Source organism: Clostridium sp. BJN0013 (assembly GCF_040939125.1).
In the GTDB taxonomy this organism is placed as follows: domain Bacteria; phylum Bacillota; class Clostridia; order Clostridiales; family Clostridiaceae; genus Clostridium_B.
Genome location: NZ_CP162495.1, coordinates 3,830,232 through 3,845,026, shown reverse-complemented (window position 1 = coordinate 3,845,026; position 14,795 = coordinate 3,830,232). Strand labels below are relative to the sequence as shown.

General features: G+C 28.8%; 15 protein-coding genes and 2 pseudogenes. 14 read left to right on the top strand and 3 right to left on the bottom strand.

From position 1 onward, the window contains the following. The first annotated feature begins 106 nt into the window (after positions 1-106). Positions 107-268 carry a hypothetical protein gene (locus tag AB3K27_RS19860; protein WP_368489026.1) on the top strand — a complete coding sequence of 54 codons (162 nt, stop codon included), beginning with the start codon at positions 107-109 and terminating at the stop codon, positions 266-268. Positions 269-757: 489 nt separating this feature from the next. On the opposite strand, the gene AB3K27_RS19855 is transcribed toward AB3K27_RS19860, so the two are convergent. Continuing rightward, a complete protein-coding gene (locus AB3K27_RS19855; protein ID WP_368489025.1) occupies positions 758-1,018 on the bottom strand; it encodes a transposase in 261 nt (86 codons plus the stop codon). Between the two features lie 422 nt (positions 1,019-1,440). On the opposite strand from AB3K27_RS19855, the gene AB3K27_RS19850 reads away from it, so the two are divergent. From AB3K27_RS19850 to AB3K27_RS19795, 12 genes and pseudogenes are all read left to right on the top strand, one after another. Next, positions 1,441-3,204, top strand: coding sequence for an ABC transporter ATP-binding protein (locus tag AB3K27_RS19850; RefSeq protein ID WP_368489024.1), 1,764 nt, complete (start codon positions 1,441-1,443; stop codon positions 3,202-3,204). 398 nt (positions 3,205-3,602) lie between these two features. Further along, positions 3,603-3,887: a transposase gene (locus tag AB3K27_RS19845; RefSeq protein ID WP_368489023.1), complete on the top strand. Its 285-nt coding sequence runs from the start codon at positions 3,603-3,605 to the stop codon at positions 3,885-3,887. Then, complete coding sequence (locus AB3K27_RS19840) at positions 3,884-4,522, top strand: IS3 family transposase (protein ID WP_368489022.1); 639 nt, start codon at positions 3,884-3,886, stop codon at positions 4,520-4,522. Before AB3K27_RS19845 ends, AB3K27_RS19840 begins: the two co-directional genes overlap by 4 nt. A 525-nt stretch (positions 4,523-5,047) precedes the next feature. Continuing rightward, positions 5,048-6,529: a group II intron reverse transcriptase/maturase gene (ltrA, locus tag AB3K27_RS19835; RefSeq protein ID WP_368488991.1), complete on the top strand. Its 1,482-nt coding sequence runs from the start codon at positions 5,048-5,050 to the stop codon at positions 6,527-6,529. 130 nt (positions 6,530-6,659) lie between these two features. Next, positions 6,660-6,917, top strand: a complete 258-nt coding sequence (locus AB3K27_RS19830; RefSeq protein ID WP_368489021.1) for an integrase core domain-containing protein — start codon at positions 6,660-6,662, stop codon at positions 6,915-6,917. A 150-nt stretch (positions 6,918-7,067) separates the two neighbouring features. Continuing rightward, entirely contained in the window at positions 7,068-7,244 is a 177-nt protein-coding gene (locus AB3K27_RS19825) for a hypothetical protein (RefSeq protein WP_368489020.1), read from the top strand. Positions 7,245-7,592: 348 nt separating this feature from the next. Beyond that, the gene (locus AB3K27_RS19820) at positions 7,593-8,510 is read left to right on the top strand and encodes an ABC transporter ATP-binding protein (protein WP_368489019.1); all 918 of its coding nucleotides are present in this window, start codon (positions 7,593-7,595) and stop codon (positions 8,508-8,510) included. After that, positions 8,488-9,651 (top strand): ABC transporter permease, encoded by a 1,164-nt coding sequence (locus tag AB3K27_RS19815; protein WP_368489018.1) that lies wholly within the window; start codon positions 8,488-8,490, stop codon positions 9,649-9,651. Before AB3K27_RS19820 ends, AB3K27_RS19815 begins: the two co-directional genes overlap by 23 nt. Before the next feature lie 277 nt (positions 9,652-9,928). Beyond that, positions 9,929-10,114 (top strand): reverse transcriptase N-terminal domain-containing protein, encoded by a 186-nt coding sequence (locus AB3K27_RS19810; protein ID WP_368489017.1) that lies wholly within the window; start codon positions 9,929-9,931, stop codon positions 10,112-10,114. A gap of 86 nt (positions 10,115-10,200) precedes the next feature. Further along, positions 10,201-10,464, top strand: a pseudogene (locus tag AB3K27_RS19805) (integrase core domain-containing protein); the annotation flags it as partial. Positions 10,465-10,908: 444 nt separating this feature from the next. Next, a complete protein-coding gene (gene rodA, locus AB3K27_RS19800) occupies positions 10,909-12,030 on the top strand; it encodes a rod shape-determining protein RodA (RefSeq protein ID WP_368489016.1) in 1,122 nt (373 codons plus the stop codon). 353 nt (positions 12,031-12,383) lie between these two features. Continuing rightward, positions 12,384-13,153: pseudogene (locus AB3K27_RS19795) on the top strand (IS5 family transposase). A gap of 65 nt (positions 13,154-13,218) precedes the next feature. Here AB3K27_RS19795 and AB3K27_RS19790 read toward each other — a convergent pair. Both AB3K27_RS19790 and AB3K27_RS19785 read right to left on the bottom strand, forming a co-directional pair. Beyond that, entirely contained in the window at positions 13,219-13,356 is a 138-nt protein-coding gene (locus AB3K27_RS19790) for a hypothetical protein (RefSeq protein WP_368489015.1), read from the bottom strand. A 286-nt stretch (positions 13,357-13,642) separates the two neighbouring features. Continuing rightward, entirely contained in the window at positions 13,643-13,906 is a 264-nt protein-coding gene (locus AB3K27_RS19785) for a helix-turn-helix domain-containing protein (protein WP_368489014.1), read from the bottom strand. Between the two features lie 436 nt (positions 13,907-14,342). Between AB3K27_RS19785 and AB3K27_RS19780 the strand changes: the two genes are divergently transcribed. Then, positions 14,343-14,780: a MarR family winged helix-turn-helix transcriptional regulator gene (locus AB3K27_RS19780; protein ID WP_368489013.1), complete on the top strand. Its 438-nt coding sequence runs from the start codon at positions 14,343-14,345 to the stop codon at positions 14,778-14,780. Positions 14,781-14,795 lie beyond the last annotated feature (15 nt).

Genomic DNA, 14,795 nt, shown 5'->3' with positions numbered 1-14,795 from the left:
ATCAGTGAGGAGCTATTTTATTTTGTAACAAAAAATATCCCGCATTTATGCGGATTGCGGCGTTTCACAAACGCCTAATTAATAATAAAATGAAAGGAGAAATTTTATGAAATTAGATGTAAAAAAGGATTTACAAAACAAATCACAGGATATTAATCCTTTGATTTTTTGTGGTAGTGGTTGTGTTATAGGTTGCTCAAACTCATGTACTTCATGTGAAGGTCACTGTTTGGGACCATGTGAAGGATGTCGAGCACTTAAGTGGTAATTAGTAATTTATAAATAAAAAATTTGTAATATATTATGCTAACTACTTATTGGGAGTAAACCAATAACTAATAGAGTCAATCTATAATAGTGCATTTTTAATTGAGTATTTTACAAGTTTAAAATTATTCAATCACTTTTGTACTATTATAGAGTTAATATATATATTTGATATTATATGATAAAAAATTAGCTCCCCAATACATAACATCTCCTAATATGTTAATTTAATGTGAGTTTGACGGAAGTTTATGTGATGAACTGTGTAATATCAATGCTATAAGATTACATTATTTTAAAGTATGCCATATAATTTAAAATAACAAATAGCTAACTTCCAAATGGGAAGGTTAGCATATATATGCACACAATTTATGTAACTTACTCTTTAATCCTCTTTCAGGCAATAAAAATAAGAATTCACCTGCTGTATTAATTCTGTAAAAGCACTAAAAAGTGTATTATGTGTAATATTAGCACGTATATTTTTTTACAAATGTTCTACAGCATTTAGTTCAGAGCAGTATAGGGGTAAGTAGAAAAATTCAATGTTCTTTAATTTTTCTAAGTATTTGTTTATACTTTTAAAATGATGGTGCTTTATATTGTCAGCAATGATTATCACTTTTTTATTGGAATAATCTTTAGATACTGTATAAAAAAAATACTTGAAGTTTTCGGTATTTCCTTTGTCACTCAACTGTTGTGATAAATCACCAGTTTTAGGGTTAACAGTTCCAACTGATCCCAATTTATTATACCCATAGAGGTATCTTCTAACGTTGAGCTAGATTGATGAACCAGTTTAGTTACTTTTATATTTGAGTAGCCTTCAAAAAAGTATAGAATTACAAGTAGTCTAATTTTCATTCTTACATCCTTTTCAGTTTTATATAATTGTTTTAACATAGCATAAGAACTATGTTAAATATTAACTTCAAGCTTTTTGTTCATAGTAAATATCATCTCCAAAACTGTATTTTTTTAGTGTGTGAATTTTGGAGAATTTTTAGTGGCTACCTAATAATGAGATTTATATAAAAAACAAAAATATAAAACTATTGTTTACATAATTATAAGAATAGTATAGTCTACAGTCTTTCAAGTGCTGGAAATACTAAGGTTTTTCATCGAACTCACGTTAATTTAATATTTTGAAAGGAATTATTAATAATGTTTTTATACAATTTAATTATTTCAATAAAACATAGCTACATGTATTCTAGTAAATATAAGTTTCAGTTGTTAATTTTATATACTATAGCTATTATATCTGATGTAATAACTTTATTACCACTATATTTATTTGGTAAAAGTGTAGATTATGTTATTTGTAAAAATCTAGTGTACATAAAAAAAATAATAATATTTATGATAATAATTTTTTTTGTAAATTCAATTTTAAGTTCAATTGAAACGTATCTTTCTGCTAAGTTAAATAATAAAATTACATATGATATAAAAACTAAATTGTTTAATAAAATTATGAGTACAACTATGTCTGAGTATCAAAAACTAAAAATTGGTGAATATGTTTCTAGGATTGAAGGAGATGCATCGGTTATTTGTAAATTTATTATAAATGATTTGTCAGATTTTATTATATATATTATAGATATAGTTGTTTCCTTATACTTTATACTAAAAATATCATTGAAATTATCATTAATAGCAATAATGATAATCCCAATTAATTTTCTATTCATGTTTTTTTTGGGAAAGAGTATCGATACTAATACACGAAAAGGCAAAAAAATTGCTGATTCATATTTTGCTTATTTAAACGAAGTATTAAATTCTTATAAGGAAATAAAGTGTTTGAATATTTTACAAAATGTTATGAATAGATATTCATCATTCTTAAATGAATCAATAAAAAATACATTTATTATTAAAATGATAACATTAATCTATAATCTTGTTAATCAGTTTATTGCATCAATTTCTCAATGGATGATACTTTTTTATGCATCTATCCTTATAATTGGTAATAAACTAACAGTTGGATCTTACGTTGCTTTTAACAGCTATTTAGGTAAATTTGTAAATTCAATTTATAAATTCTCAGATTTTCATATAAGTATGAAAACATTAAAAGTTTCTATGGAAAGAGTTGAATATATAAATTCTCTAAGCTATGAACAACCTGTTGAAAAAATGGATAATATATTATTTAAAAGAGGAAGCATTATTATAAACAATATAAATTTCAAATATGATGATAGTAATAATTATTTATTAAATAATTTTTCTTTAAAAATAAAGCCAAATTCTTTATATGGAATTGTTGGATTAAATGGATGTGGAAAAAGTACACTTTTAAACTTAATTTGCAGATTATATGAAGTAAACAATGGTAACATTATAATTGATGGGTACAACATTAACGATATATCATTAAACTCATTAAGAAATAATATAGTATATATTCAACAGGATCCATTTATTTTTAGTGGAAGTATATTTGAAAACTTAGCAATATTAAATCATAATGTAAAAATTGAAGATGTCAAAAAAGCATGTGAAACAGCACATATTGATAATTATATAGAAAGTTTACCACAAAAGTATTTAACCCGTATTGGTGACGGTGCAATGAGTTTATCTGGTGGTCAAAAACAAAAATTAGCAATTGCAAGAGCTATAATAAGTAATAGAAAAATCTTTTTATTTGATGAAATAACATCAGGCTTAGATGGTGAATCGGAAGAATATATATTAAATACATTAAATTTATTGTCAAAAAATAAAACTATAATTGTAATTGCACATAGGCTTACAACATTATTACAAGTTCATAATATATTTGTTATGAGTAATGGCAAGTTAGTTGGCAATGGAAGTCATTATGAATTAATTCAATATTGTGATGAGTATAAAAAATTATATGGAGAACATTGGAATAAATATATAAATAGAAATGTGGTGTTAAAATAATGTTATCTTTAGTGATTATAGTATAGATAGTAAATACTAATATAATTATAAAAAATATTAGTGATATAGTGCTATTAGAGAGTATAGATAGAAAGAATATAAAAATGAATGAGTACTATATTTGTTATAGATATTGATAAGGAATATGTTATTATTGATGGTTATGTTAAATTGTATTATGATAGTAATATAAACTTATTAGATATGTAAAGTAAGTATGGAGAAAAATAGAAGTGGAATTGAGTATAGTAAAGCACAAAGGAAAAAATATTGTTGTTGTATTGGATAATAAGATGAGGATAGTTAAAAAACTGATGCTAGAATAAAAATAGTACAAGATAAATTGAGAAAGTTCCCGATAGAGGTTAAAATGAATATAAGAAATGGGGGAACTTATCATGAGAAAACAACATGACAAACAGTTTAAAGAAGATTCCGTAAGATACTATATGGATCATAAAGAACTTGGAATAAGAGGTTGTGCCCTAAACCTTGATATAGGTGCCAGTACTTTATCAAAATGGATTAGGGATTCTAAAAGTGAAAATGGTATCGAAGTTCGTGGTTCTGGTAATTATTCCAGCGATGAACAAAAAGAGATTGTACGATTAAAGCGTGAACTTCGTAACACAAAGGATGCTCTTGATGTATTAAAAAAAGCCATAGGCATTTTGGGAAAATGACAGAAGCAATCTATCTTGAAGTCTTGAATAAACATGAAGAACTTCAAGGGAAACGCCGGGCTTCTATCAGCGGAATGCTTCGTATATTAGGCGTTTCACGTTCAGGGTATAATTCATGGCTGCATCGCCTGCCATCCAGCAGGCAAAAGAGAAAGAAAGCTGTAAAAGAAGAAATTAGGGAAATTTATGATAAATTACATCAAAATTATGGTGCTCCTAAAATTACAAAAGAAATACAAAAAACTGGCGAAAAAATATCAGAACGCACCGTTGGAAAATACATGAAGGAGCTTGGTATTAAAGCTCAATATGTAAAGCCATATACCGTTACTACAAAAGATTCTGATTTCAGCAGTAAACTTGAAAACATCCTAAATGAGAAGTTTAACCCATCTACACCAAATGCAGTATGGTGTACAGACATCACATATCTTTGGACCAACACAGGTTTTGTATATCTTACAAGTATTATGGACTTATACTCTCGAAAAATTATAGCTTGGACTCTTGCAGAAACATTAGCTGTTTCCTGTGTTATTGACACAATTAATAAAGCTAAACAAAATAGGAAGTTGCTTAATCCCCTTATTATACATAGTGACAGAGGCAGTCAGGTGCGACAAGAAGTCGCGTAATACATTGTCGTAAGACTGCCCCATCCATTCGGGGTAACTCTATCGTGACTAGCGTGAATGGTAACGTTTGGGTTAGAAAGCTCACGAGACAATGTGGAAGTTCGAGTAGCCTAAGCTGGGACAACTGCTAGAGTAAGAATGCTATGGAGAACGTAAAGTGAATCATTGTAGGAATCGTTACGCTGGAGAAAGCGAAATAGGCTGAAACGCTTTGACCAAAATGGTAAGGAGTCGAGCAAAGGCCAACTGTTAAACCAATGCGAATGGATAAAGAACTCCCGGTTTAAAGATGACTCCTAAGGCATTTACAATTATGTATTATGTGGAACTTGGTAAACCCTATATGTTCCTCCATCGAGAGGTATCTAACCGTAAGGGGCGAAATGACATAGAGGGCAGAAGAAAAGGATAAAAAGCGAATGCTGATTTTGTAATGAAAACAGATAAGGGTTCAAAATTTGCCCTAATTCGAAAGAGTGCAGACTTATCCTATGGTATTTCTTAGCAGGAAAGGAGTATATATTTATGAATTTTAGTAATTCAACGACGGATAAAACCGAGAGACTAAAAGACACGAAATCACTTGAATTTCAATGGGAAACAATTGACTGGAAACAAGTTGAATTCGATGTTAATAGACTACAAACCCGAATCGCTAAGGCAACAAAAAAAGGGGACAATAATAAAGCCAAAAGATTACAATACTTATTAACCCACTCTTTTTCAGCTAAGGCTTATGCTGTAAGAAAAGTAACAACAAATAAAGGGAAGAATACGTCTGGAGTAGACAAAAAACTATGGTCTACCTCTGCTTCGAAGATGAAAGCTGTGCTTTCACTTACTGACAAAAACTATAAAGCAAAACCTTTAAGACGAGTATACATCGAAAAGAAAGGTAAAAAACAGAAACGTCCATTAGGTATACCAACAATGTATGATAGAGCAATGCAAACATTATATGCACTAGCGCTTGAGCCAATCGCAGAAACAAAAGGTGATTCCATTTCCTTTGGATTCCGCCGTGGACGAAGTGCAAAAGATGCCTGTGAGCAGATATTTTGTGTATTAGCTAGAAAGTGTTCTCCGACATGGATACTTGAAGGCGATATTAAAGGTTGCTTTGATAACATTAACCATGAATGGTTACAAAACAATATACCAATGGATAAAATTATTATGAAGCAGTTCCTAAAATCGGGATATATATATGAAGAAAAGCTGTTCCCAACGGAAACAGGGTCGCCACAAGGCGGTGCAATCTCAAGTATATATGCAAATATGACATTAGATGGACTCGAAAAAGTGATTCAAGATAAATATCATAGAAATTCAAAAGGTAAAATAGAAAATCATTACAGAGCCAAAACTAAAGTGAACTTGATTCGGTATGCTGATGATTTTGTTATTACTGCAAACTCAAAAGAAATTGCTGAAGAACTTAAAACTACTGTTAGTCAATTCCTCCAATCAAGAGGTCTAACACTATCAGAAGAAAAGACTACAATCACACATATCGACAAAGGGTTTGACTTTCTTGGCTGGACATTTAAGAAATACAGTGGGAAATTAATAGTTAAACCTTCTAAAAGTTCTATTAAAAACATAATTAGGAGATGTTCCACAATAATCCTTAAGGAGGGGAAAGCTAGCACCCAATCTGACTTAATAAGAAGGCTTAATCAAGTCATAAGAGGTTGGACAAATTATCACAAACACGTGGTTGCTAGTAAAGCCTTTTCAAATATTAACAACACCCTTTATCACTTACTACAGCAATGGGCAAAACATAGACACCCAAATAAGAACAAATGGTGGAGACTAAATAAATACTGGCATGAAAAAGGTTGGAAAAGATGGCTTTTCAAGACGGACGAGTACAGTCTAATTAATTTGAGACGGATTAAAATCGTCAGATATCCAAAATTGCAGATCATAAAAACACCTTTCTTAGACAAGGACTATTTTGATAAAAGAAAGATAAAACTGCATACATTTGTTGCTGCCTGAAAGGGTGAAGAAATGCTTGAGCCGTATGAGCGGGAAACTCTCACGTACGGTTCTTAGATGAGGGAAAGGGAGCAATCTCTTTTTCTTAATCGATTACGTATCCAAAGAATATAAAAAAGCTGCTTCAAAAATGGTACTTAGTTATTCTAAAAAAGCACATCCATGGGATAATGCATGTATTGAATCCTTCCATGCAATTATAAAACGTGAGTGGATAAATCGCTTTAGAATTAAAAATTATCGTCATGCATATATTCTTGTATTTGAATATATTGAAACATTTTATAATACCATAAGAATTCACAGCCATTGCAATTATATGTCACCAAACGAGTTTAAAAAAGCATATGAAAAGGCTGCAAAATTTAGTGAATCAATTGCAAGTTAAAATATAGGACTTGTTAGAATTTTCTCATTTTAATTTGTGCTTTTTCTTGACATAGTACCAAAGAATTAGGTCAACAAAGGTCTTGGGAAAGACAATATGTTAAATGGAAATATTTGAAACCACTTGTAGATAGTTTGGAGGTGCAAATGAATGGTAAAGAAGCGTAATAGAAATACAGAAGGTTTAAAGGAATTTGCGGAAAAGAAGAACCAAGAGACTATCGAAAAGATTAATAAAGTAATAGATAAATTAAAGTGTTCTAAAACTAAGAAAATTAATTTTAAAGTAGTAGCCGAGGAAGCAGGAGTATCTAAGGCTACTCTATAGAATAATGACATTCTTAAGGAACGAATATTAAGTCTTAGAGCCATTAAAAAAGGTGTTTCTAATGATAGTATAGTTGCTACACCTAAAGATAAAATAAAGGCTAAAGACGATAAGATAAAACAACTATATGAAGAGATTAAGAAACTTAAAGAAGATAAACAAAACTTAATTATTAAATTAATTGAAATGGAAGAACTTAAAGATGAAAATGAAAGGTTAAGAGAAAATTTAGATAGAATTAGAAATATAAAATAACTTATTAGACACTAAAAGGTGAATAGTAAGAAAGAAAGGCGGATTTAGTGGGAGTTTGGTACTTACTATACACTCTCTCACTAAAGATAAAAAATGGAAGTATTAAAAATTGAAAACGTGTCTAAAAATATTAATAATAAAAAAATTATTAACAACATAAGTTTAAATGTAAAAGAAGGAGAAATTTGTGGACTACTTGGACCTAATGGATCTGGAAAAACAACCATAATAAAAATGATTGTTGGGCTTTTAACTCCAGATAGCGGAAACATATATGTTTGTAGTAACACTATAAAGAAAGAAAGGAAAAAGTATATTTCAAATATAGGTACTATTGTTGAAACTCCTGAAATGTATACTTATTTAAGTGGAATTGAAAATTTAAGACAGTTAGCAAGATTAGATAAAAATATTAGTGATGATGATATACTTAAAGCTCTAGAGATAACTGGTCTAAAGGATAGGATGTATGACAAATTTAAAACATATTCATTAGGTATGAAACAAAGATTAGGACTAGCTCAAGTAATAATGGGTGAAAAAAAGCTTTGGGTGTTAGATGAACCAACAAATGGTCTTGATGCAAATGGAATAATTGAATTTAGAGAACTCTTAAAAAATAGTGCCAAAAAAAATAATATTTCTATTCTTATATCATCACATATACTGAGTGAAATAGAAGTATTGTGTAATAAAATCGTATTTATAAATAATGGTGAGGTAAAATCAATTGAAAATATTAAAAATATTGACAACGATTATGAAACTTTCCAAATTGAAACTACTGAATCAGAAAAATATAATAACATAATAAATAAATTTGATTTTATAAAAGAAATTACAATTAATAAAAATTATGTAGATATTACCATTAATAAAAATTGTTATTACAAATTAACTAAATTACTTATAAGTAATAATCTTGTATTTGATAAAATTATACCTAAAAATAAAACCTTAGAAAAAAGATATTTGGAGGTTATTAGAAATGACTCAAATAATAAAAAATGAATTAATAAAAATGTATTACCGTAAAAAAGTATTAGGTTGTTGTATAGTTTTAATAATCATAGTAATATTAACAATGATTTCTTTCAATTCGCAAAGGGGCGAAGCTGGTATTGCTAGATCAAAACGATATATTAAAAGTTTAAAAATTCAAGAAGCATCAAGTAAATCCATTGATGAAAAAAATAAGATAAAAACAGAAATAAATTCTATTGAAAAAAGCATGCAACAGTATTCTGAACTACAAAATAATTCTACTCATTGGAAAACAGACCTTGTAAAAATAACAAAGCAATTACAAAATCAGAATATAAATAATCTAAGTGATATTGAAAAGGAACAAATAAATGAAACCATAGCACGAAATGAGTACCTTATAAAAAATAGTATTAAACCAATGAATGGATTTTCCAAAACTCAATTGGTATTTTTTAGTGATTATTCTAATATATTAAATATATTGATCTTTATTATTGTAGTTTTCATGATTTCAGATAGTGTTTCTGATGAATATTCATCAAAAACTATAAGATTTTTATTAACCCGTCCTATAAGCAAAATACAGCTAATATTAGGTAAATTCTTTACTGGAATTTTATCTATAACTGTAATTGTAACAATCTTTGATATAATTGTTTATCTTGCAAGTGGAATAGCATTTGGATTTAGTAGTTTAAAATTTCCAATAATCATTGGACCTAAATTTGTATCTAGTAATATGTTAAATAGTACACTTCATAAGTTTATATCTTTAATTCCGAATTCATCTACTATTATTCCGTTTTATAGCTTTTTGCTTCAACATTGGATTCTTCAAATTCTATTTATTATTGTTTCAGCTAGTTTTTGCATTTTTATATCATCATTATTAAGAAATAATATAGCGTCAATGATTATACCAATAATCGTATATTTTCTAAATGTTTTTATTATTTTTGAATTTTCTTCATTTAATAATATTGCACCAATATTATCAGGATTTTTTATGAATTTATATAATTTTCCTAGCATTATTAATAGAGATTTTATAAAAAATACAGGAGCTGTGTATATTAATACAATTTCTTCTATAATAATTATGATTTTATGGTCAATTTTATTTATAATTTTAAGTATGTTATCAACGTTAAAAAAAGATGATTAAAATTTAAAAAATGAATACTATATAACACATAAAAGATTAAGCATATTTAAAAATATCATTCAAAACTCTACTTCAATAATGATATAATAAAATAAAATTGCTATTGCAGGAATTGATAATATGCATAATAAAAATGCTAGTAAAAAAGGAGAAATAAAAATATTATTACTATACTTTAATGTGGACAGAATCTTATAAACTATCCTTATGTATGAAGTATAGTCCCTAGTGCTGAATTATCCTACGGTATTTCTTGGCATGAAAGGATGGTAAACTTATGAATTTTAGTAACTCAACGACGGATAAAACCGAGAGGCTAAAAAACATAAAAGCACTTGCAAATCAATGGGATTCCATTGACTGGGCACAAGTACAAAATAATGTTAATAGGCTACAATCCAGAATTGATAAGGCAACAGTAAAAGGTGCAGTTAAAATCACTTGTTGCCGCCTGGGAAGGTGAAGAAATGCTTGAGCCGTATGAGAGGGAAACTCTCATGTACGGTTCTTAGACGAGGGAGAGGGAGTAATCCCTTTTCTTTAGTCGATTATTGTTCTAATGACTACCAAAATTTAATAAAAGAGTACGGTTTTGTATGCAGTATGTCTCGAAAAGGTAATTGCTGGGACAATGCTCCTATGGAATCATTCTGGGGTAAAATGAAATGTGAATGGCTTTATGATAAACATTTTAAAACCCGCCAAGAAGCTCGTGCATCTGTATTTGAGTACATATATTTTTTTTATAATAGGCAAAGAATTCATGCTTCTAATGACTACTTAACACCAATAGAAAATGAAATAACAAGTTAATTTACAAAAAAGCCAGAAACAACGAGTTTGGATTATCTAATTTATTGGGAAAAGGGCATAGAGTAGCAATTTTCAATAATGGAATTATAGCTTTTGAGAATGGTCATGTAGTTTTCAAATGTAGAGATTACTGTGATAGCAATAAAGAAAAAGTTCAATTTAAAGAGGTAATTTTTCTCTTAAACGAAAGATGGTAAAACATAGCATTCATTAAAACAAAAGATAATTTTTATACGGGTGTAGGATTAAAGGAAAATTTAGATTATTTAAATAGTTATTTCATGCCAAAATACATATTTATAAGAACCTAAAGCCCTATTTGGATTGACGTAAATAATTCATATCTTACAGCCTAAACAAATCATTTACTATATAATTGTATAGTAGTTATTATTCTATATATAGTGTATATTGTATATATTTGTATAGAAAGTAGGTAATAATATGATGAAAAAATTGGCTATTAATAGAAGATTTTTAAGGGAATTGGATTTTACAATAATAATAACAGTAATTTTAATTGCTGTATTTGGAAGTTTAAATATATATAGTGCCACACGAATATATAATGAATTTTCTACTTTTAAAAGTCAGATTATATGGATAATTGTTGGTATTATACTTGCATATATCATACTTGTTATAGATTATAGAACAATACATAATTATACAAATATAATATATTGGTTTGGAGTGTTTTTGTTAGTTTTAAATCGTATTCCTGGTATCAAAGTTACAGTTAATGGAGCCGCATCATGGATAAAAATAGCGGGAATAACCTTCCAACCATCGGAAATTGCTAAAATAGGTATAATTTTAATACTTGCTCAAAAATTACAAAAAATGGGAGGAAATATAAATAATTTTAAAAATTTTTGTATACTAACTCTTTATGCAGCTATTCCAATAGTACTTATAGTAAAACAGCCTGATATGGGGATGACAATGATTTGCTTTTTTACAGTTGTTGGAATATATTTTTCCTCAGGGTTAAACATAAAAGCCATGAGCACAGGTTTACTGATTGTGTCTGTATCAGTATTTATAACATGGAAATTTTCTATTATAGATCCATATATGAAAATGAGGATTATATCATTATTTAGTCCTGAAAAATATGAGATGTCTTATTCGCTTCAACTTATACAATCACAGATAGCAATAGGCTCTGGAGGAATATTAGGTAAGGGATTCTTGAGGGGTACACAAATTTTAGGAGGATATGTTCCGTTTGCTTCTACAGATTTTATATTTTCTGTAGTTGGCGAAGAATGGGGCTTTTTAGGTACAGTAGTTTTAATTTTGTTTTATGCAATTATACTCTATAGAATAATGAATATATCTATAAAAGCCAAAGACATATTTGGAGCTATAGTATGTATAGGAGTTGCCTCAACTATGTTATTTTCTATATTTCAAAATATAGGAATGACAATAGGATTATTACCTGTAACGGGAATTACTCTTCCTTTTATGAGTTATGGGGGTAGTTCAATTCTAACAGCATTTGTCAGTATTGCACTAGTTTTAAATATAGGAATGCGGAGAAAAAAAATCAATTTTTAATGTAGTTATTTATAGTGTAAAGGTAACCTTTCTTGGTCTGGTGTGACAGTAATTGAAGATATGGCTACAATAAAAATGGAAGTCGTGCTTATTTTTGCATGCATGAATTTAAAAAAATTAGCAAATAGACTATGAAAGAGAAGGTGTCATAGTCATGTTTTCTTGTTTTTTAATTAAATATCTTTCCAAATATTTATTAGTTTGCACTATATTCCAAAAGCTAAATCCTCATACTTAGAATTTGGCTTTTGTCTACAGTCTGTTGATTTATACTAGGGTATGTCTGAAAACTAAATATTGCGAAAGAACCGAGTTTTAGGTAAAATAAGATAAAAAACTCGGAGGGTGCAAATATGTCACAGAAGCGTTATGAAATATCAGATGAACAATGGGATCAAATAAAAAACTTAATTCCAATAGCAAAAACAGGACGACCTCCAAAAGACAATCGACTTATATTTAATGCCATACTATGGATTGCAAGAAGTGGTGCAGCATGGCGTGATTTACCAGAACGCTTCGGTTCATGGAAAACTGTATACAGTCGTTTTTGTAAGTGGCGTAACGATGGTACTTTATTAACAATTTTTAAAGAGTTAACCTCAGATGCAGATTATGAAAATTTAAGCATTGATTCAACATGTATAAAAGCCCACCAGCACAGTGCTGGTGCTAAAAAGGGGCTGTAAACAGCGAAACAAAACAGCATATTGGACTGAGTCGCGGCGGACATACAACAAAAATTCATGCAGTTGTTGATGGACTTGGCAATCCAATCCATTTTCAATTATCATCTGGCAATCTACACGACAGTACACAGGCCGTAGATGTTCTTTCCAACGTTGATATAGAAGGCAGCAATATCCTGGCAGATAAGGCATATGGCACAAATGAAATTAGAGAATATATTACTTCAAAGAAATCCTCATATACTATTCCACCAAAATCAAATGTAAGAGAACCATGGAATTGTGACTGGTGGCTGTACAAGGAACGTCATTTAGTTGAATGTTTCTTTAACAAAATCAAACATTTTAGAAGAATTGCAACTCGTTATGACAAGCTTGCTGATTCTTTCCTTGCTTTTGTTTATATTGCTGCTATTTTTATTTTATCTAAGTAATTTATTGTTGCATTGTTTTCAGACACACCCTAATTAAGTTTTGAAAGTGTCGATATTATCCAATGTCAACCTGTAATGGATTTAATAATAGTTTTATTATGTATAAGATGAACAACAGCTTCACATAATTTATCGGAAACTGCAGTTAGTGTCTTAAATAATTTATTTCTAAAAAAATTTTCATGAATTTTATCCCAAATCATTTCAATAGAGGTAACAGTGAATGTGTCATTAGTGGCGAAGTAGAAATCTACACCACTTCAATACATGTATAAAGTAGATTTTTATATTATAAATCTATTATGCTTGTACTGAAATTTTATAGATATTTATTGGAATTCTTACATTATCGAATATTTATTTTACTCGTTAAGAAAGAATACCTGATATTGATCTACAGTTATATTTTCTGTTAGAAGAACTAGTAAAGAGTTAGCAAGGTTATTTGGAAGAACTTTTATAGCCATCTGTTAATGAAATTTATATAGTTCACATTGAGCCCCTGAACTTTTGCCCATTATCAAGATCATTTAATCCCAACAATTTATACTTTTTAACATAAATATCTACAGTTTGAGAAGATATGTTGTTCATATAAGCAATTTCATTAAGCTTATATCCTTGGAGATAGTTAAGAATAACTATATATCTTATATACATCCTCTTGTCAGAATTATTTTTTAATACCTGATAAACTTCTTCAAAATCTGATTTTTCAGCATAATAATTTATTCTATCATTTCTTTTTTTCATTCCATTCACCATCCTACAGCTACAATTATTATGTTTTTATAGTTCCACTATTTAGCCAATTTTATCTTGGAATCTGTTGGAATGCTCTTTATATATTTGCTACTTTCTATATAGCATTAAACTTACTTAGAGAAGAAAAAACTTCAAAGAAAAGCTTGAATTTAAAGAAACTTAGATGTACTTTAGATAAAAGATACTTAAAAAAGGTTGTTTTTATGTTAATGCTACCATAAAAATACCCGAAAACCGGAACGAAAATTCCCCACTTAAAAAAATACTATGATAAAATCCTATGGTAAAAGAATGACCATAGGACGAAATATCAAGATGCATTTAATCTGTAAACTATAAAGATAATTATTGACAATTAGAACTCTAACTAATATAATTTAATATAGTTAGAGTTCTAATTAGGTAAGCTGTAGGAGGTATGAATATGAATAAGCCTAAATTTTCATTTGAAAGTCCTTATTCGGATTTGATAAGAAATATTGCTTTAAAAATAAAATTCAAATCTGATGAAAATATAAATAAGTTGGGGTTAAACTCCCAGCAGGGGCGTATGATAAGTTATATATATGAACATCAGGATGAGGGGATAATTCAAAAGGACCTGGCAGATGTTTTCCAGCGCAGAGGAGCGAGTATTACCAGTATGCTTCAGGGATTGGAGAGAAAAGGATATATTGAAAGGAGTATTCCTAAGGATGATGAAAGGCAGAAAAATATCTATGTACTTGAAAAAGGTGCAGAGTTAATAGAAGAATTTAACAGGATATTCTTTCAAGTTGAAAAAAGTATTACTGAAAATTTGACCGATGATGAAAAAGAATGTTTTTTATCTTTACTGATAAAGGTAAACAAAAATTTATAATTTCTATAAAATCTA